Annotated in this window: 16 protein-coding genes and 3 tRNA genes; 8 read left to right on the top strand and 11 right to left on the bottom strand. The window is 56.5% G+C overall.

All coding sequences use genetic code 11. From position 1 onward, the window contains the following. Positions 1-64: 64 nt before the first annotated feature. From hfq to nnr, 6 genes are all read right to left on the bottom strand, one after another. Positions 65-376, bottom strand: coding sequence for an RNA chaperone Hfq (gene hfq / locus F0319_RS15275; RefSeq protein ID WP_023334248.1), 312 nt, complete (start codon positions 374-376; stop codon positions 65-67). 85 nt (positions 377-461) lie between these two features. Beyond that, positions 462-1,412 (bottom strand): tRNA (adenosine(37)-N6)-dimethylallyltransferase MiaA, encoded by a 951-nt coding sequence (gene miaA / locus F0319_RS15270; protein ID WP_023310135.1) that lies wholly within the window; start codon positions 1,410-1,412, stop codon positions 462-464. Next, a complete protein-coding gene (mutL, locus tag F0319_RS15265) occupies positions 1,405-3,249 on the bottom strand; it encodes a DNA mismatch repair endonuclease MutL (protein ID WP_149367307.1) in 1,845 nt (614 codons plus the stop codon). Before mutL ends, miaA begins: the two co-directional genes overlap by 8 nt. 9 nt (positions 3,250-3,258) lie before the next feature. After that, entirely contained in the window at positions 3,259-4,599 is a 1,341-nt protein-coding gene (gene amiB, locus F0319_RS15260; protein WP_149367306.1) for an N-acetylmuramoyl-L-alanine amidase AmiB, read from the bottom strand. Between the two features lie 16 nt (positions 4,600-4,615). Further along, positions 4,616-5,077 carry a tRNA (adenosine(37)-N6)-threonylcarbamoyltransferase complex ATPase subunit type 1 TsaE gene (tsaE, locus tag F0319_RS15255; RefSeq protein WP_047346117.1) on the bottom strand — a complete coding sequence of 154 codons (462 nt, stop codon included), beginning with the start codon at positions 5,075-5,077 and terminating at the stop codon, positions 4,616-4,618. Beyond that, entirely contained in the window at positions 5,070-6,593 is a 1,524-nt protein-coding gene (nnr, locus tag F0319_RS15250) for a bifunctional ADP-dependent NAD(P)H-hydrate dehydratase/NAD(P)H-hydrate epimerase (RefSeq protein WP_149367305.1), read from the bottom strand. Before nnr ends, tsaE begins: the two co-directional genes overlap by 8 nt. Between nnr and queG the strand changes: the two genes are divergently transcribed. Continuing rightward, on the top strand, positions 6,592-7,731 hold the full coding sequence (gene queG, locus F0319_RS15245; protein WP_149367304.1) for a tRNA epoxyqueuosine(34) reductase QueG: 1,140 nt from the start codon (positions 6,592-6,594) through the stop codon (positions 7,729-7,731). The two genes, nnr and queG, sit on opposite strands and share 2 nt — an antisense overlap. 270 nt (positions 7,732-8,001) lie before the next feature. Here queG and F0319_RS15240 read toward each other — a convergent pair. The 4 genes from F0319_RS15240 to orn all read right to left on the bottom strand — a co-directional run bounded on the left by F0319_RS15240 (position 8,002) and on the right by orn (position 9,043). Then, positions 8,002-8,077, bottom strand: a tRNA-Gly gene (locus tag F0319_RS15240). A 36-nt stretch (positions 8,078-8,113) separates the two neighbouring features. Then, a tRNA-Gly gene (locus F0319_RS15235) sits at positions 8,114-8,189 on the bottom strand. A 36-nt stretch (positions 8,190-8,225) separates the two neighbouring features. After that, a tRNA-Gly gene (locus F0319_RS15230) sits at positions 8,226-8,301 on the bottom strand. Between the two features lie 196 nt (positions 8,302-8,497). Then, a complete protein-coding gene (gene orn, locus F0319_RS15225; RefSeq protein WP_023310130.1) occupies positions 8,498-9,043 on the bottom strand; it encodes an oligoribonuclease in 546 nt (181 codons plus the stop codon). A gap of 107 nt (positions 9,044-9,150) precedes the next feature. On the opposite strand from orn, the gene rsgA reads away from it, so the two are divergent. The 3 genes from rsgA (at position 9,151) to mscM (ending at position 14,612) form a co-directional block, all read left to right on the top strand. Further along, the gene (gene rsgA / locus F0319_RS15220) at positions 9,151-10,203 is read left to right on the top strand and encodes a small ribosomal subunit biogenesis GTPase RsgA (RefSeq protein ID WP_181574042.1); all 1,053 of its coding nucleotides are present in this window, start codon (positions 9,151-9,153) and stop codon (positions 10,201-10,203) included. A 97-nt stretch (positions 10,204-10,300) separates the two neighbouring features. Then, positions 10,301-11,269, top strand: coding sequence for an archaetidylserine decarboxylase (gene asd / locus F0319_RS15215; protein ID WP_149367303.1), 969 nt, complete (start codon positions 10,301-10,303; stop codon positions 11,267-11,269). Between the two features lie 19 nt (positions 11,270-11,288). Further along, on the top strand, positions 11,289-14,612 hold the full coding sequence (gene mscM / locus F0319_RS15210) for a miniconductance mechanosensitive channel MscM (RefSeq protein ID WP_111965400.1): 3,324 nt from the start codon (positions 11,289-11,291) through the stop codon (positions 14,610-14,612). Between the two features lie 44 nt (positions 14,613-14,656). Here the strand turns inward: mscM and epmA are convergent, their stop codons facing one another. Continuing rightward, entirely contained in the window at positions 14,657-15,634 is a 978-nt protein-coding gene (gene epmA / locus F0319_RS15205; protein ID WP_149367302.1) for an elongation factor P--(R)-beta-lysine ligase, read from the bottom strand. A 310-nt stretch (positions 15,635-15,944) separates the two neighbouring features. Here epmA and frdA point away from each other — a divergent pair, with 310 nt between their 5' ends. From frdA to frdD, 4 genes are read left to right on the top strand one after another with little or no spacing between them, the layout of a single operon-like run. After that, positions 15,945-17,735, top strand: a complete 1,791-nt coding sequence (gene frdA, locus F0319_RS15200; RefSeq protein ID WP_133293620.1) for a fumarate reductase (quinol) flavoprotein subunit — start codon at positions 15,945-15,947, stop codon at positions 17,733-17,735. Beyond that, complete coding sequence (locus tag F0319_RS15195; RefSeq protein WP_023310124.1) at positions 17,728-18,462, top strand: succinate dehydrogenase/fumarate reductase iron-sulfur subunit; 735 nt, start codon at positions 17,728-17,730, stop codon at positions 18,460-18,462. The genes frdA and F0319_RS15195 overlap by 8 nt, the downstream gene beginning before the upstream one ends. Before the next feature lie 10 nt (positions 18,463-18,472). Further along, the gene (gene frdC / locus F0319_RS15190) at positions 18,473-18,868 is read left to right on the top strand and encodes a fumarate reductase subunit FrdC (RefSeq protein ID WP_111965403.1); all 396 of its coding nucleotides are present in this window, start codon (positions 18,473-18,475) and stop codon (positions 18,866-18,868) included. A gap of 10 nt (positions 18,869-18,878) precedes the next feature. Next, entirely contained in the window at positions 18,879-19,238 is a 360-nt protein-coding gene (frdD, locus tag F0319_RS15185) for a fumarate reductase subunit FrdD (RefSeq protein ID WP_149367301.1), read from the top strand. Positions 19,239-19,262: the final 24 nt, after the last annotated feature.

Raw genomic sequence — 19,262 nt, 5'->3', positions numbered from 1 at the left:
CTCTTAAAAGATCAGCGGGGAACGCAGGATCCCTGGCTCCCCGTGTGGATAACAGTGCGAAACCTTATTCGGTCTCGTCGCTGTCCTGCGCCGGCGTTGAAGAACCCTGCGCGCTGCTGCCATGATGGTAGTTACTACCAGTGCCGCCGCCAGCGTTATTGCTGTGATGAGATACCGGACGGGACGGAACAACAGTAGAAATAGCGTGCTTGTAGACCATCTGACTGACCGTGTTTTTCAACAGAATCACAAACTGATCGAAAGACTCAATCTGACCTTGCAGCTTAATACCATTCACCAAATAAATAGAAACTGGAACACGTTCCCGACGCAATGCGTTCAGGAACGGATCTTGTAAAGATTGCCCCTTAGCCATTCTATCTTTTCCTTATATGCTTGTTTTGTACTTAGAACCTTGCGATTCTGAAAAATTGCGCACGATACGCCTCAATTGTACACATTCAGTGAGCGATATCACCAACAACCTCAATCACTTCGTTTAACGCCTGTTGCGGTTTTTCACTGTCTAACCAGTGAACACCCTCCCAACCGCGCAACCAGGTGATCTGGCGCTTCGCTAACTGTCTCGTGGCGCAAACACCTCTATAAACCATTTCATCGTATGAAATCTCACCTTCAAGATACGACCACATCTGGCGGTATCCCACACAACGAATGGAAGGCATGTCCGTATGCAAATCTCCACGGGCAAAAAGCGCCCGCACTTCTGCTTCAAAATCTGAAGCTAACATCTGATGAAAACGCTGCTCAATCCGCTGATGGAGCAGTTCACGGCTCGCCGGGGCGATGGCGAACTGATGCACCTGATACGGCAGAGCGTCTCCTGACGTTTGCGTCAGTTCCGTTAAAGTTTTACCCGAAATGAAAAAAACTTCCAGTGCCCGGGAAAGCCTTTGCGGATCATTTGGATGGATCCGCGCTGCAGCAACCGGGTCAATCTCCGCCAGTTGCTGATGCAAAACGTCCCAACCCTGCTCTGCCGCCTGCTGCTCAATTTTTGCTCTTATTTCCGGATCCGCGGATGGCAGAGGTGACAACCCCTCCAGCAGCGCCTTGAAGTAGAGCATGGTTCCGCCAACCAACAGCGGTATACGCCCCGCCGCCGTTATCTCTGCCATCTCGGCTAAGGCATCCCGGCGAAAATCCGCTGCGGAGTAAGCCTGAGCCGGGTCGAGTATATCCAGCAAACGGTGCGGTGCCGCGCGCAGTTCTTCTGCGTCAGGCTTCGCCGTGCCGATGTCCATCCCTCGGTAGATGAGGGCGGAGTCGACGCTAATCAACTCTACAGGCAAAACTTTACGCAACTCAATGGCTAGCGCCGTTTTGCCGGAGGCCGTTGGGCCCATTAAAAAAATTGCCTTAGGCAGGCTCGCCTTACTTGCGTCAATCATGTTTCAGGGCGTTCATCGCCGTTTGTAAATCAACAGGTTGTAATAACCCACCCGGCGGCGCTTTCACCAGATGCGGACAGAGGCGTTCAACCTCCGCCAGCACGCTGATGGCCTGTGCCATGCTCCACGGCGCGTGTTCGCTTGCCAGATGGCGGGCGATCCACTGCGCGGTGTTGGCGGCATCAAACGATGTTTGCTGCGCCAGGTAGCCTATCAGTTCAGGAATCAAGTTTTGTAAATTTTGTTGGCGTAAGGGTAAAGGCACTGCACGAATTGTCACATGTTGTGGTTCGAGCACAGTTTCAATACCCATCTGCGCCAGCTGCGGCTCTGCACGCTGCAATACCCTTGTTTCATCAGGGGATATTTTCAGGCGAACCGGAATCAAGAGCGGCTGCGCACAGGCTGCATTTTCGCCGGGTGTGAGCTGCACCTGCTTAAGCCAGCGTTCGGCGACCGGCAGTGCCATAAGCATCAGTTTGCCGTCACGCTCAAGCAATGCCATGTCGGGCGCGATAATCGTCAGCACCCGGCCAAAACTTTGGCTATGCCCGTCCAGAGAAGGCTGAGCGGCAGGAATGTGCTCTTTACGCTCCACGGCTGGTGTTTCCAGCAATTTGCGGTACAACGCTCCCTGCTGCTTCTGATAACCAGGCTGGGCATTCGGGTAGTTCGCGCCCGTTGAACGCGGTGCGCTCCCTGCCGGGGAGAAACGCGGGGTCTCCGGTTCACGCGCGGCGGCAGGCTCCGCAAAATGGTTGCGCCCTGCCGCCACTCGGTTTTCCGGCAGCGTACGCGGCGCTGGAGCGTCGTTTTCCAGCGGCAGCGTTGGTGCTGCCTGCTGCTGTAACACAGCGGCCACGCCCTGATAAATGAAGTCGTGAACCAGACGCGACTGGTGGAACCGCACCTCATGCTTGGCAGGATGAACGTTCACATCCACCTGATGCGGGTCGATGTCCAGATAAAGGACGAAAGCAGGCTGCTGATCGGCCCCGAGCTTGTCTTCGCAGGCCTGGCGAATCGCGTGATTGATAAGACGATCGCGCATCATGCGGCCGTTGACGTAGCAATACTGGATCTCGGCAAACGCAGCACTGCTCGCGTTTGGATCGGCAACCCAGCCGCGTAAAGCCAGATCGCCGTGCTGCCACTCAATGGCCAGCGCCTGTTCCAGAAACGGCGTACCGCAGATAGCGCCCAGGCGGCGCTCTTTCTGTCCGCCTTCCGCCACCGCGCGGTACTGACGCATCACCTTACCGTTATGGCTGAGGTTGATGGTGACATCGAAACGGGCCAGCGCGATACGGCGAATAATCTCGTCGATATGGCCGAACTCGGTCTTCTCGGTACGCATAAACTTGCGTCGGGCGGGGGTGTTGTAGAAGAGATCTAATACTTCAAGCGTTGTCCCGACAGGATGCGCCGCCGGTTTGACCGTCACATCCATATCGCGCCCTTCGGCGTAAGCCTGCCAGGCTTCCTGCTGTTCAGCGGTACGGGAGGTCAGCGTTAAACGCGAAACCGAGCTGATACTGGCCAGCGCTTCACCGCGAAAACCGAGGCTAATAATCGCTTCCAGATCGTCCAGAGAGGCAATTTTACTGGTAGCATGACGAGCCAGCGCCAGCGACAGCTCCTCTTTTTTAATGCCACAGCCATTGTCCCGAATGCGGATAAGCTTCGCGCCACCGCGTTCGATATCAATATCGATGCGGGTTGCGCCCGCATCGAGGCTGTTTTCCACCAGCTCCTTCACCACCGACGCAGGGCGTTCCACCACCTCACCGGCGGCGATTTGGTTCGCGAGCTGCGGCGGTAGAACCTGAATCGGCATGAATTCTCCTTAGTTGGTCGCGGTCATCTCACCCGGCAGCACTGCGCTGGCCGTCTGGGCAGCGCCGCTCTGCGGCGCAGACTGCAGAGGATGCGCCTCAAAATATTTGCGTAAACCGTTATAAATCGCTTCGGCAATTTGCTGCTGGTAACTGTCGCTTCCCAACAGACGCTCTTCACCGTTGTTACTGATAAAGCCCGTCTCTACAAGGATGGACGGAATATCTGGCGAGCGCAGAACGCCGAGGCTGGCATGTTCCGGACGACGCTTATGCAGCACGCCAACGCTTTGCAGCTGGTTCAATACGTTAGTGGCGACATCATACCCGACGCGCTGAGAATGACCGAACTGTAAATCCAGCACCGCCTGGCTGAGGTACGGATCGGACTGGCTGTTCGCCAGCACGTCGCCCGCACCGCCTAGCAGTTCAGACTGCTTCTCATGCTCTTCCAGCCAGTTGGCCATTTCGCTGTTAGCGCGACGGTTCGACAGCACCCAAACCGAGGCGCCGGTGGCGCTACGATTCGGTGCGGCGTCCGCATGAATGGAGACCAGGAAGTTTGCGTTTTGCTTACGCGCCACATCCGAGCGCCCCATTACGGAGATAAAGTAATCCCCGTCGCGGGTCAACACGCCTTTAAACATAGGGTCGTCATTGAGTAGCGAACGCAGTTTACGCGCGATAGCGATAGTTACGTTTTTCTCTCGCGTGCCGCCAGGACCAATCGCCCCGGGATCTTCCCCGCCGTGACCCGCATCAATGGCGATAATCACTTTGTCACCGCTGACCGTCGCGCGTCGCGCGCTGGCCGCCGGACGCGTCACCGTATTGCTGCTGGTTGCCGCAGTAATGCGGTCGTTTTGCGATTTAAACGGATTACGCGCAGGTTCAGCAGGACGTGGCGTATACACCGGTTCTTCGACGCGTTTCGCAACGACCGGCGGCGGTGGAGGCGGTGGCGGGACATCGGCATTGATGGTAAAGACCACCGTATAGTTCGCCCCGTTTTGCTGCTTCACCGCCTTCGTTTTGCCCTTTTCGGTCAGATCGACCACCAGGCGTAACGACTGGCTATCCTGCGGCGTACCCGAACGGATACTTTTCACCAGGTTGTTGCCGCTAAACCGCAGAGGTAGCCCCTGGATCACACCTGTCTGTTTGATATCCAGCGCCACGCTGTGGCTGTCTGGCTGTGAAAACGCATATTCAGGATCGCCCATAAAGCTGAACGTGATTCGAGCCTGGCTTTCGCCGTTTGATACCTGAATATCTGAGAGGTTTGCCGCCCCGGCCTGCGCGCACAGCAGCACGGTGGCAGCCAACACCCAACCTTTAACGCGATTTATCATCCCGTCATCCCTACGCTTAACCGGCCAGACGTGCCAGTAAGGAACTGCCTGATGAGGAAACAGCACTGATGCGTGCCTCACGCCCTTGAGCCTGGTAATCTAAGTGAATTTCGACATCCGGGTCAGGCAGCACACCCGCACCTTGTTGCGGCCACTCCACCAGGCAAATGGCGTCGTTGGCAAAATAATCACGGATCCCCATAAATTCCAGCTCCTCAGGATCCGCAAGGCGGTATAAATCGAAGTGGTACACCATGAGATTTTCAAGGGTGTACGGTTCTACCAGCGTGTAGGTTGGGCTTTTCACATTCCCGTTATGCCCTAACGCCTGCAAAAAACCCCGGCTGAAGGTGGTTTTACCCGCACCTAAATCACCATACAGATAAATGACGGTTGCCCCCTGACAGGCCTGCGCCACGCGCTTGCCGAGTTCTAAAGTGGCTTGTTCATCAGGTAAAAGAATCGCTCGATTAGTCATTTTCTACGTCAATCACATCCGGGTTAACAACACGCCGCAGCGTGCAAAAAAGATCCGTGGCCAGCATACCGCGTGTACCGTAACGCGCAGCCAGTTTATCCGCCGCGACACCGTGGGCCACGCAGCCCGCACAGGCTGCATCATAAAGGGGAAGTTTCTGTCCAAGCAATGCGCCAATGATGCCGGAAAGCACATCGCCCATTCCGCCGCTCGCCATGCCAGCATTTCCGGCATCAATAATGCCCAGCGTCTCATCACTGGCGACAATGGTTCCTGCCCCTTTTAAAACAGCAACACCTCCGTAACGTTTTACCAGACGCTGAGCAGAAAGTAAGCGATCGCTTTCAATTTCTGCCACGCTGCAGTTAAGCAGGCGCGCGGCTTCGCCGGGGTGTGGTGTCAGAATGCGATTGTGACGCTTATCCGGGTTTATTGCCAGAAGGTTAAGCGCGTCGGCATCCCACAGCATCGGTTTACGAAAATTCTCGACCTTTTGCAGGGCCTGTTTACCCCATGACTGCTGCCCAAGCCCGGGGCCAATCACCACCACATCCGCCCATTCCAGGCTTTCTTCAAGCGCCTGGGGCGTAAGCTCATGGACCATCAGTTCCGGTCGGGCGGTGATTATGGGCGCAATATTCTCAATGCGAGTGAGCACTCGCACTAATCCGGCACCACTGCGCAGAGCCGCTTCACCCGTCATACGAATCGCACCAGCCGTACCGTGGTCTCCTCCCACAATCACCAGCCTGCCGTGATCGCCCTTATGGGACGTTGGTCGGCGCGGCGGGAGCCACGCTGCAAGCTGCGACGCATCAAAACGCGCGAGGCGCATTTCCTGCCCGGCCAGCCAGCTCTCCAGCCCCAGCGCATTGTGGTGCAGCACGCCAACCACGTCTCGCGCTTTACCGGTCAGTAACCCCGGTTTGAGGGCGATAAAGGTCACCGTATGGGCAGCCTGAATGACCGCCCCCGGCGTCGCGCCGGTTTCTGCAATCAGGCCAGAGGGAATATCCAGGGCGACTACCGGCGCGGAATGTCTGTTAGCGTGTTCAATAAGCGCGGCAATATTTTCGCGCGGTGCGCTGTGCAGCCCGGTGCCCAGAAGACCATCAACAATCAGATCCACCTCTTCCGGCCAGACGATATCAGGCGCATGAATCACACCGCCTGCGTTAAGCCATGCCTCCCGCGCCGCGCCAGCCTCTTCCGGCAGCGGTTTATCACTTTCGAGAGCCAGCAAGGTCACGCGGATACCGGCCGCAACCGCCAAACGGGCGACGACGTAGCCGTCACCGCCGTTATTGCCGTGCCCGCACAGAATCAGCCAGTGAGCGGCCTGCGGGTACGCGCTGCGGGCAACGTTAAACGCCGCCTCACCCGCACGCAGCATCAGTTCATAGAGGGTAATCCCGAGGCTGTCTGCGGCCTCTTTTTCGGCACGCCGGAGGTCATCCGCATGCCAGATGGAATGTGGTATACTTGCGGGGTTTTTCTTCACCGTATGGTCCGTCATGTCACAGCCCCTCGATCTCAATGAATTAGCGCAAAAAATAAAACAGTGGGGTGCTGAGCTTGGCTTCCAGAAGGTGGGCATTACCGATACCGACCTTTCCGCCAGCGAGCCGAAACTGCAGGCCTGGCTGGATAAACAATACCACGGCGAAATGGAATGGATGGCGCGTCATGGCATGATGCGCGCCCGTCCTCACGAGCTTTTACCGGGCACATTACGCGTCATCAGCGTGCGCATGAACTATCTACCCGCCAACGCGGCCTTTGCGCGCACGCTAAAAAATCCCTCTTTGGGTTACGTCAGCCGGTACGCTTTGGGTCGTGATTACCATAAGCTCTTGCGTAACCGCTTAAAAAAACTCGGGGAAACCATTCAGCAGCACTGTGTTTCGCTGAATTTTAGACCCTTTGTCGATTCTGCGCCTATTCTTGAGCGCCCGATCGCCGAAAAAGCCGGGCTTGGATGGACAGGTAAGCACTCACTTATCCTCAGCCGTGACGCCGGATCGTTCTTCTTCCTGGGCGAACTGCTGATTGATTTACCGCTGCCGGTAGACGGCCCGGTCGAAGAAGGCTGCGGGCGCTGCGTGGCCTGCATGACCATCTGCCCGACGGGTGCTATCGTCAAGCCTTACACTGTTGATGCACGCCGCTGCATCTCCTACCTCACTATCGAGCTGGAAGGGGCCATTCCAGAGGAGTTCCGGCCGCTTATCGGCAACCGCATCTACGGCTGCGACGATTGCCAGCTCATCTGCCCGTGGAACCGCTATTCGCAGCTAACGGACGAAGAGGATTTCAGCCCGCGTAAGGCGCTGCATGCTCCGCCGCTTATTGAGCTGTTCGCCTGGACCGAGGCCTGGTTCCTGAAGGTGACGGAAGGTTCTGCCATTCGCCGTATCGGTCATTTGCGCTGGCTGCGTAATGTTGCCGTCGCGCTGGGGAATGCCCCGTGGGATGAAGCCAATATTCAGGCGCTTGAAAGCCGTCGAGGTGAGCACCCACTTCTTGATGAGCACATCGAGTGGGCGATTGCGCAGCAAATTGAGAAACGTAATGCCTGCGTGGTCGAGGTGCAGCTGCCGAAGAAACAGCGTCTGGTGAGGGTGATTGAAAAAGGGCTTCCGCGGGATGCCTGAACTATTCACAGCCTGTGAATAAAATTACAAACTCAAGCGCCATCTGGGCTGGAGAAGAGGTCAAGTGATCTCAATAACATTTTGAAATCAAATTTTATTCTTTAAAAAGAGTTAGTTATGGAGATATTATTCACCCTGCTAAGTTTTAACCCTGTTTCGGTTAAGCGCAGTTTCTGTGGATAACTCTGTTAAAAAGAGTATTTCAGAGACAATAGAAAACGTCCCCAGCGACGCTTTTCGCTGTGGATATTTTAGAGATGAAGAAGAATTTGGAGCGGGAAACGAGACTCGAACTCGCGACCCCGACCTTGGCAAGGTCGTGCTCTACCAACTGAGCTATTCCCGCTTGGGTGGTCCGTGCTGTGGAAGCACTTTCAAATTTTGGAGCGGGAAACGAGACTCGAACTCGCGACCCCGACCTTGGCAAGGTCGTGCTCTACCAACTGAGCTATTCCCGCTTGGGCAGTCTGTGCTGTGAAAGCACTTTCAAATTTTGGAGCGGGAAACGAGACTCGAACTCGCGACCCCGACCTTGGCAAGGTCGTGCTCTACCAACTGAGCTATTCCCGCAAATCTGCACTGCTTTTGTTGCTGTCGTAACGTGTAATTCTCTGTCGTTACGGGAGGCGCATTATACGAGAAATCCTTTTAGCTGCAACCCCCCTTAAAGCGATTTTTTCGAAATTAAGTTCAAATGCTTATTAAATCGGCAAGCTGAACAATTTAACGACAAAAACCCGGCCACGCAAGGCGCCGGATCGCAAAATCACAGCTTAATAAAGTTTTCGCGGTAGTAGGAAAGCTCCGCCACGGACTCTCGGATATCGTCCATCGCCTGGTGCGTCCCCTGCTTTTTAAAGCCGTCGAGGATTTCAGGTTTCCAGCGACGCGCCAGCTCTTTCAAAGTGCTGACATCCAGATAACGGTAGTGGAAGTAAGACTCCAGCTCCGGCATGTACTTAAACAGGAAACGGCGATCCTGGCCGATGCTATTCCCACAGATTGGCGATTTGCCTGCCGGAACCCACTGTTTCAGGAACTCAAGCGTCGCCAGCTCCGCCTCGCGGTCACCGAACGTGCTCGCCTTCACGCGCTCAACCAGGCCACTGCCGGTGTGGGTGCGCACGTTCCATTCATCCATCAAAGCCAGCTGGTCGTCGGACTGATGCACCGCAATCGTTGGCCCTTCAGCCAGGATATTCAGGTTGGCGTCCGTCACCAGAGTTGCAATTTCAATGATGCGATCGCGCTCGGGATCCAGCCCGGTCATTTCGAGATCGATCCAAATCAGGTTGTTTTCATCCGCGCTCATGTTATTTTCCACCCTTCTCGCATAACCGGCAGTAGCAGGTTAACTAGTATTAATTAGAGTGTATCATAGAGGTTTTGCCCCTTACGGGCGACCAGGAGCCAGCGCGATTGAGTAAAAATAAACTCTCCAAAGGGCAGCAGCGCCGCGTAAACGCCAACCACCAGCGCCGTCTTAAAACCACTTCGGAGAAGCCGGATTATGACGACAACCTGTTTGGTGAAGCGACAGAAGGCGTAGTCATCAGCCGTTTCGGTATGCATGCCGATGTCGAATCCGCCGACGGGGATATTCACCGTTGCAATATCCGCCGGACCATTCGTTCCCTGGTGACCGGCGATCGCGTGGTCTGGAGACCGGGCAAAGAGGCGGCGGAAGGCGTGACGGTAAAAGGTATCGTTGAAGCGGTCCATGAGCGCACGTCCGTGTTAACCCGTCCCGACTTCTACGACGGGGTCAAACCGATTGCCGCTAACATTAACCAGATTGTTATCGTATCGGCGATTTTGCCTGAACTTTCGCTCAATATTATCGATCGATACCTCGTCGCCTGCGAAACGCTGCAGGTTGAACCGATTATCGTATTGAACAAAATCGATCTGCTGGATGACGACGGCATGGCCTTCGTGAATGAGCAGATGGATATCTACCGCAAAATTGGTTATCGCGTGCTGATGGTCTCCAGCCACACCAAAGATGGTCTTAAACCGCTGGAAGAGGCGCTTACCGACCGCATCAGTATCTTTGCGGGCCAGTCCGGCGTAGGTAAATCAAGCCTGCTGAACAACCTGCTTGGCCTCAAGCAAGAGATCCTGACCAACGATGTCTCTGATGTCTCGGGTCTGGGCCAGCACACCACCACCGCGTCACGCCTGTACCACTTCCCGCACGGCGGCGACGTGATCGACTCCCCAGGGGTGCGTGAGTTCGGTTTGTGGCACCTTGAGCCGGAACAAATCTTTAACGGATTTGTCGAATTCCATGATTATTTAGGCGCTTGTAAATACCGCGACTGTAAACACGATAACGACCCAGGCTGCGCTATCCGTGAAGCGGTTGAGAAAGGCGAGATCGCGGAAACCCGCTTCGAGAATTACCACCGTATTCTTGAGAGCATGGAAGACGTAAAAACGCGTAAAAACTTTTCTGATTCTGATAACTGACAACTAAGCTAAGCATCGCTAAAATCGTCCCCCTTTTTCAGGTTCCGGCGGCTTAACGCCGGATCAGGAACGACAAAACAATGGCCTGGAGGCTACCTTGTTAAACGCATTTAAACTTTCGCTTCAATACATTCTGCCAAAACTGTGGCTCACTCGCCTGGCGGGCTGGGGCGCGAGCAAACGCGCAGGCTGGCTGACCAAACTGGTCATCGATCTTTTCGTAAAATATTACAAGGTCGACATGAAAGAGGCGCAGAAGCCGGATACCGCCAGCTACCGCACCTTCAACGAGTTCTTCGTGCGCCCGCTGCGCGACGAAGTGCGCCCGCTGAACACCGATCCTAACGTCCTGGTGATGCCAGCAGACGGCGTGATCAGCCAGTTGGGTAACATCGAAGACGACAAAATCCTGCAGGCGAAGGGCCATAACTACAGTCTGGAAGCGCTGCTGGCAGGTAACTACCTGATGGCGGATCTGTTCCGCAACGGTACGTTTGCCACCACCTATCTGTCACCGCGCGACTATCACCGCGTGCACATGCCGTGTAACGGTATCCTGCGTGAAATGATTTATGTCCCGGGCGATCTGTTCTCCGTAAACCACCTGACCGCGCAGAACGTGCCGAACCTGTTTGCCCGTAACGAGCGCGTCATCTGTCTGTTCGATACTGAATTTGGCCCTATGGCACAGATTCTGGTGGGTGCAACCATCGTAGGCAGCATTGAAACCGTCTGGGCCGGCACCATCACCCCACCGCGCGAAGGCGTGATCAAACGCTGGACCTGGCCTGCCGGTGAAGCGGAAGGCTCTGTGGCCCTGCTCAAAGGTCAGGAGATGGGTCGCTTTAAGCTGGGCTCCACCGTGATCAACCTGTTTGCACCTGGCAAAGTGAAGCTGGCTGAACAGCTCGAAAGCCTGTCGGTCACCAAGCTGGGCCAGCCGCTGGCGGTCTCAACCGAAACCTTCGTGACGCCGGATGCAGAACCAGCACCGCTGTCACAGGAAGAGATTAGCGCCGAGCACGACGCCAGCCCGCTGGTTGACGACAAAAAAGACGAAGGCTAACAACAGAAGGATCGCTGACGTGCGCCCGATTATCGTTCTACTGATGGCCTGGTGCCTCAGCATGGGGGCGTACGCAGCGACAGCCCCCGACGCCAAACAGATAACCCAGGAACTGGAGCAGGCAAAAGCGGCCAAACCCGCTCAGCCGGAGACCGTCGAGTCGCTCCAGGCTGCCCTGAACGCGCTTGAGGAGCGGAAAGGCTCTCTTGAGCGCGCTCAGCAGTATCAGCAGGTTATCGACAACTTCCCAAAACTCTCGCAGACGCTACGCTCGCAGCTCAATAATTTGCGTGACGAACCGCGCGATGTGCCCGCAGGAATGACCTCCGACGCGCTGAACCAGGAGATCCTGCAGGTCAGCAGCCAGCTTCTGGAAAAGAGCCGCCTTGCTCAGCAGGAGCAGGAGCGCGCGCGCGAAATTGCCGACTCCCTTAGCCAGCTTCCGCAGCAGCAAACCGACGCCCGTCGCCAGCTTAATGAAGTTGAGCGCCGCGTGGGCACGCAAAGCGGCAATACGCCACAGGCTCAGGCCCAAAATCTGGGCCTGCAGGCAGAATCGGCTCGCCTGAAGGCCCTTGTCGATGAGCTTGAGCTGGCGCAGCTTTCCGCCAATAACCGCCAGGAGCTGTCGCGGATGCGCTCTGAACTCGCTCAGAAGCAGAGCGAGCAACTGGATGCGTATCTCCAGGCCCTGCGCAATCAGCTCAACAGTCAGCGTCAACGCGAGGCGGAGCGCGCGCTGGAAAGTACCGAACTGCTGGCAGAAAACAGCGATAACTTGCCTGCCGGCATCGTCGAACAGTTTAAGGTCAACCGCGAGCTTTCTGCCGCGCTGAATCAGCAGGCGCAGCGTATGGATCTGGTTGCCTCGCAGCAACGTCAGGCCACCAATCAAACCCTTCAGGTTCGCCAGGCGCTCAACACCCTGCGCGAGCAGTCCCAGTGGCTCGGGTCATCAAACCTGCTGGGCGAAGCGCTACGTGCCCAGGTCGCGCGCCTGCCGGAAATGCCGAAGCCGCAACAGCTGGATACCGAGATGGCCCAGCTGCGCGTTCAGCGACTGCACTTTGAAGATCTCCTTAATAAACAGCCGCAAATCCGCCAGATCCGTCAGGCTGACGGACAGCCCCTGACCAGCGAGCAAAACCGTATTCTGGAAGCCCAGCTGCGTACCCAGCGTGAACTGCTGAACTCTTTGCTCCAGGGCGGGGATACGCTGATTCTGGAGCTGACCAAGCTAAAAGTCTCCAATAGCCAGCTGGAAGATGCGCTGAAAGAGGTGAACGAGGCGACGCACCGTTATCTCTTCTGGACGTCCGACGTGCGTCCGATGACCTTCTCGTGGCCGATTGAGATCGTCCAGGACCTGCGCCGCCTGATTTCGCTGGACACCTTCAGCCAGCTGGGACAGGCCAGCGTGATGATGTTCACCAGCAAAGAGACCATTTTCCCACTGCTGGGGGCGTTGATTCTGGTGGGCTTCAGCATTTACTCGCGCAGACATTTCACTCGCTTCCTGGAGCGTTCCAGCTCCAGGGTCGGGAAAGTCACCCAGGATCACTTCTGGCTAACGTTGCGCACCGTATTCTGGTCGATTCTTGTCGCCTCCCCGCTGCCGGTGCTGTGGATGACGCTGGGGTATGGCCTGCGGGAAGCCTGGCCCTATCCGCTCGCGGTCGCGATTGGCGATGGCGTCACCGCCACGGTGCCGCTGCTGTGGGTAGTCATGATTTGCGCCACCTTCGCGCGCCCCAATGGCCTGTTTATCACCCACTTTGGCTGGCCGCGTAATCGCGTTGCGCGCGCCATGCGTTACTACCTGATGAGCATCGGGCTGATTGTGCCGCTGATTATGGCGCTGATCATGTTCGACAATCTCAACGACCGGGAATTCTCAGGCTCGCTGGGCCGTCTCTGCTTTATGCTGATATGCGGGGCGCTGGCCATCGTCACGCTCAGCCTGAAACGCGCGGGTATTCCGCTCTATCTCGATAAATCTGGCAGCGGCGAAAACATGTTCAACCGGCTGCTCTGGAACCTGCTGCTTAGCGCGCCGCTGTTTGCGATGCTGGCAGCCGCGGTGGGCTATCTGGCAACCGCGCAGGCGCTGCTGGCAAGGCTGGAAACCTCGGTGGCCATCTGGTTCCTGCTGCTGGTGGTGTACCACGTGATCCGCCGCTGGATGCTGATCCAGCGCCGCCGTCTGGCCTTTGACCGAGCCAAGCATCGCCGGGCGGAGATCCTCGCCCAGCGCGCGCGGGGTGAGGAAGAGCCAAACCACGTCAACAGTACGGAAGGCACGACGGAGGCGGACGAGGTCGAACTGGATCTGGATGCCATCAGCACCCAGTCCCTGCGCCTGGTTCGTTCCATACTGATGCTGATTGCCCTCCTGTCGGTCATATTCCTGTGGTCAGAGATCCACTCCGCATTTGGTTTCCTGGAGAACATCTCTCTGTGGGACGTGACGTCCACGGTGCAGGGTGTTGAAAGCCTGGAGCCGATCACCTTAGGGGCGGTGCTGATTGCCATTCTGGTACTGATCATTACCACGCAGCTGGTGCGCAACTTCCCGGCGCTGCTGGAGCTGGCGCTGCTGCAGCATCTGGATTTAACGCCGGGGACGGGTTATGCGATTACGACCATAACCAAATATCTGATCATGCTGTTTGGCGGACTGGTTGGCTTCTCAATGATCGGTATTGAGTGGTCGAAGCTGCAGTGGCTGGTGGCGGCCCTTGGTGTAGGGTTAGGTTTTGGTTTACAGGAGATTTTCGCCAACTTCATCTCTGGCCTGATCATTCTGTTCGAAAAACCGATCCGTATTGGCGATACCGTCACGATCCGCGATCTGACCGGCAGCATCACCAAGATCAACACCCGCGCGACAACGATCAGCGACTGGGATCGCAAAGAGATCATCGTACCGAACAAGGCGTTTATTACCGAGCAGTTCATCAACTGGTCGCTGTCAGACTCCGTTACCCGTGTTGTGCTGACGGTACCGGCGCCGTCGGACGCCAACAGCGAAGAGGTCACCCAGATCCTCTACACAGCCGCAGAGCGCTGCTCGCTGGTGATCGATAACCCGGCACCGGAAGTGTTCCTGGTGGATTTACAGCAGGGGATCCAGATTTTCGAGCTGCGTATCTACGCTGCCGAAATGGGCCACCGTATGCCGCTGCGCCATGAGATCCACCAGCTGATTCTGGCAGGCTTCCGCGAGCACGGTATTGATATGCCGTTCCCACCGTTCCAGATGCGTCTGGAAAGCCTGGACGGGCGTAAAACGGGAAGAACATTGACGTCAGCGGCGCGTACGCGCCCGGCGGGGAGTTTGTAAGATAAGCGGGGCTACCCTCTCCCAAGGGAGAGGGTTAACTGCCGTCAGGCGCGATCTACGGTAAACGCAATCACATCGCCAAGCTGCTCTGCGCCAAGGGCCAGCATCACCAGACGATCTACACCCAGCGCCACGCCGGAGCAATCCGGCAGACCCGCTTTTAAGGCTTCAAGCAAATTAACATCAATAGGCTGCTGCGGCAGACCGCGCGCGGCGCGCTTGCGGTTATCCTGCTCGAAGCGCTGCTGCTGCTCGCGGGCATCAGTCAGTTCGTGGAAGCCGTTCGCCAGTTCGATGCCTTTGTAATAGACCTCAAAACGCTCTGCGACACGATGATCTTCGGTACTGATCTGCGCCAGTGAAGCCTGGCTTGCCGGGAAGTGATAGACAAACGTCGGACGGTCTTTGCCAATCTGCGGTTCTACGCCGAAGGTGAACAGCAGCTGCAGCAGCGTGTCGCGATCCTCTTCGGTATCCGCCACGTTGCTCAGATCCAGCTTTGCCGCTACTTCACGCAGCTGGGTTTTATCCGCCGACAGCGGATCGATTTCCAGATGGCGTTGGAAAGCCTGCTGATAGGAGAGCGTTTCGGCTTCTGAACAGTCCAGCACCTGCTGGAGCAGATCGTCCACCTCATTCATCAGGCGGTACATATCATAATGCGGGCGGTACCACTCCAGCATGGTGAATTCCGGGTTGTGGTGACGACCCATCTCTTCATTACGGAAACTGCGGCACAGCTGATACACCGGGCCACATCCCGCTGCCAGCAGGCGTTTCATGTGATATTCCGGGCTGGTCATCAGGTACAAATTCCTCCCCTGAGAGTGGCCGGGGCCAACAAAACGGGTTTCAAACGGGACCAGATGAATATCCGTTACCGTTGCCTGACTCATGCACGGCGTTTCCACCTCAAGGACTCCGCGGTCGGCAAAGAAACGGCGGATCTCCGCCATAATTGCAGCGCGTTTTAACAGATTAGGGATGGATGCGCTCGGCTGCCAGGTGGCCGTTTCGCTCATGAGTTGTTCTCCGATTTCAGACAAGGGCACGAAGTCTACTCGTTAGCAGGGGCAGAGACAAATTTTGCGCAGTAAAAAAGCGCATTTCATTTAGGTGAACTTTTTCGTGACGTATTTCATCAATCTTCATGATAAATCGCCGTACAGAACAGCAAAAAAATCGAACACGTCAAATTTCCCTGACATCTACACGGTTATACTGTTTTACCCATAAAGGAGCAGTGGAAACGCTTTCGCAATCGTCCTTTTGGACGGGTGAACTACCTTTAGTTTGTCGCGTTGCGAAATAACAAAAATCTGGAGGAATGTCGTGCAAACTTTTCAAGCCGATCTTGCCGTAATAGGCGCTGGCGGGGCTGGATTACGTGCTGCGATTGCTGCAGCACAAGCTAATCCCAACGCTAAAATCGCATTGATTTCAAAAGTCTATCCAATGCGTAGTCACACTGTGGCAGCAGAAGGAGGATCCGCCGCCGTTGCGCAGGATCATGACAGCTTTGAATACCATTTCCACGACACGGTTGCAGGGGGCGACTGGCTTTGCGAACAGGATGTCGTTGACTACTTTGTGCATCATTGTCCAACGGAAATGACCCAGCTTGAACAGTGGGGATGTCCGTGGAGCCGCCGTCCGGACGGCAGCGTCAACGTTCGCCGCTTTGGCGGAATGAAGATTGAACGCACCTGGTTCGCCGCCGATAAAACCGGCTTCCACATGCTGCACACTCTGTTCCAGACCTCCCTTCAGTTCCCACAAATTCAGCGCTTCGATGAACATTTCGTCCTCGACATTCTGGTTGATGACGGACACGCGCGCGGCCTGGTGGCGATGAATATGATGGAAGGCACGCTTGTCCAGATCCGCGCCAACGCGGTAGTGATGGCGACGGGCGGTGCGGGTCGCGTTTATCGTTATAACACCAACGGCGGCATCGTCACCGGTGACGGCATGGGCATGGCGCTCAGCCATGGCGTACCCCTGCGCGATATGGAGTTCGTCCAGTATCACCCAACCGGCCTGCCAGGCTCCGGCATTCTGATGACGGAAGGCTGCCGCGGTGAAGGCGGTATTCTGGTCAACAAAAACGGCTACCGCTATCTGCAGGATTACGGCATGGGCCCGGAAACTCCGCTCGGCGAGCCGAAGAACAAATACATGGAACTCGGCCCGCGCGACAAAGTCTCCCAGGCCTTCTGGCACGAGTGGCGCAAAGGCAACACTATCTCCACGCCGCGCGGCGACGTCGTTCACCTCGACCTGCGTCATCTGGGCGAGAAGAAACTGCTGGAACGTCTTCCGTTCATCTGCGAACTGGCAAAAGCCTACGTTGGCGTCGACCCGGTGAAAGAGCCGATTCCGGTGCGTCCAACGGCGCACTACACCATGGGCGGGATCGAAACCGACCAGCAGTGTGAAACCCGAATTAAAGGTCTGTTCGCCGTCGGCGAGTGTTCCTCAGTGGGCCTGCACGGCGCCAACCGTCTGGGGTCTAACTCGCTGGCAGAGCTGGTGGTCTTTGGCCGCATGGCGGGCGAGCGCGCGATGGAGCGGGCGGCTACAGCAGGCGAAGCCAACGGTGCCGCACTGGATGCGCAGGTTACAGACGTTGAAAAACGCCTGAAAGATCTGGTGAACCAGGAGGGTAACGAGAACTGGTCTAAGATCCGCGACGAGATGGGCCTGTCGATGGAAGAAGGCTGCGGTATCTACCGTACGCCAGAGCTGATGCAAAAAACCGTCGACAAGCTGGCGGAGCTGCAGGAGCGCTTCAAGCGCGTGCGCATCACCGATACCTCCAGCGTATTCAACACCGACCTGCTCTACACTATCGAGCTGGGCCACGGTCTGAACGTAGCGGAATGTATGGCGCACTCTGCGCTGGCGCGTAAAGAGTCGCGTGGAGCCCACCAGCGTCTGGACGAAGGCTGCACCGAACGTGACGACGTCAATTTCCTGAAACACACTCTCGCCTGGCGCGATGCGGATGGCACCACACGTCTGGACTACAGCGACGTGAAAATCACTACGCTGCCGCCGGCTAAGCGCGTGTACGGTGCAGAAGCAGAAGCCGCCGAGAAGAAGGAGAAGGCGAATGGCTGAGATGCAAAAAATGAAGGTTGAAGTGGTGCGCTACAACCCGGAAGTGGACGCCGCACCGCACAGCGCGTTCTATGAAGTCCCTTACGACGAGCAAACCTCCCTGCTGGACGCGCTCGGCTATATCAAAGACAACCTGGCGCCAGACCTGAGCTACCGCTGGTCCTGCCGCATGGCAATCTGCGGATCCTGCGGCATGATGGTCAACAAAGTGCCGAAGCTGGCCTGTAAGACCTTCCTGCGCGAATACACCAAGGGCATTAAGGTCGAAGCGCTGGGCAACTTCCCGATTGAACGCGATCTGGTGGTCGATATGACCCACTTTATCGAAAGCCTGGAAGCGATTAAGCCGTACATCATTGGTAACCCGCGCACGCCGGATCAGGGGCCAAACACCCAGACGCCAGCTCAGATGGCGAAATACCATCAGTTCTCCGGATGCATCAACTGCGGCCTGTGCTACGCCGCCTGTCCACAGTTTGGCCTGAACAAGGAGTTCATCGGCCCGGCCGCCATTACCCTGGCGCACCGCTATAACGAGGACAGCCGCGATCACGGCAAAAAAGAACGCATGGCGCAGCTTAACAGCCAGAACGGCGTCTGGAGCTGTACCTTTGTGGGTTATTGCTCCGAAGTCTGTCCGAAGCACGTCGACCCGGCCGCCGCAATTCAGCAGGGTAAAGTGGAAAGCTCGAAAGACTTTCTTATCGCTACCCTGAAACCACGCTAAGGAGTGCATGATGACGACTAAACGCAAAGCCTACGTGCGGCCTGTGCCGTCAACCTGGTGGAAAAATCTGCCGTTTTATCGCTTCTACATGCTGCGTGAAGGCACGGCGGTACCGGCGGTCTGGTTCAGCCTTGAGCTGATGTACGGCGTTTTTGCCCTCAAGCATGGCCCGGAAGCCTGGGCCAGCTTCGTCGGTTTCCTGCAAAACCCGATCATTGTTGTTCTGAACCTGATCGTGCTCGCGGCCGCGCTGCTTCATACCAAAACCTGGTTTGAGCTGGCGCCAAAAGCGGCGAACATCATCGTAAAAGACGAGAAAATGGGGCCAGAGCCGGTGATTAAAGGGCTCTGGGCAGTGACGATTCTGGTCACTGTGGTCATTCTGTTTGTCGCACTGTTCTGGTAAGGAGACTACTGTGATCAATCCAAATCCAAAACGTTCTGACGAGCCGGTCTTCTGGGGTCTGTTTGGCGCAGGCGGCATGTGGGGTGCCATCATCGCCCCCGTCATTATACTGCTGGTCGGCATTATGCTGCCGCTGGGGCTCTTCCCGGGAGATGCGCTGAGCTACGAACGCGTACTGGCGTTCGCGAGCAGCTTTATCGGCCGCGTGTTCATCTTCCTGATGATCGTCCTGCCGCTGTGGTGTGGCCTGCACCGTATTCACCATGCGATGCATGACCTGAAAATCCATGTCCCGAGCGGGAAATGGGTGTTCTACGGTCTGGCGACCATCCTGACCGTGGTAACGCTGATTGCCGTGGTCACCATCTGACGCTTCAGGCCCGCCATCCGGCGG

Origin of the sequence: Enterobacter vonholyi (assembly GCF_008364555.1) — a bacterium.
Lineage (GTDB): Bacteria > Pseudomonadota > Gammaproteobacteria > Enterobacterales > Enterobacteriaceae > Enterobacter > Enterobacter vonholyi.
Note: the sequence above shows the minus strand (reverse complement) of the source record. Positions and strands in the feature narration are given on the sequence as shown.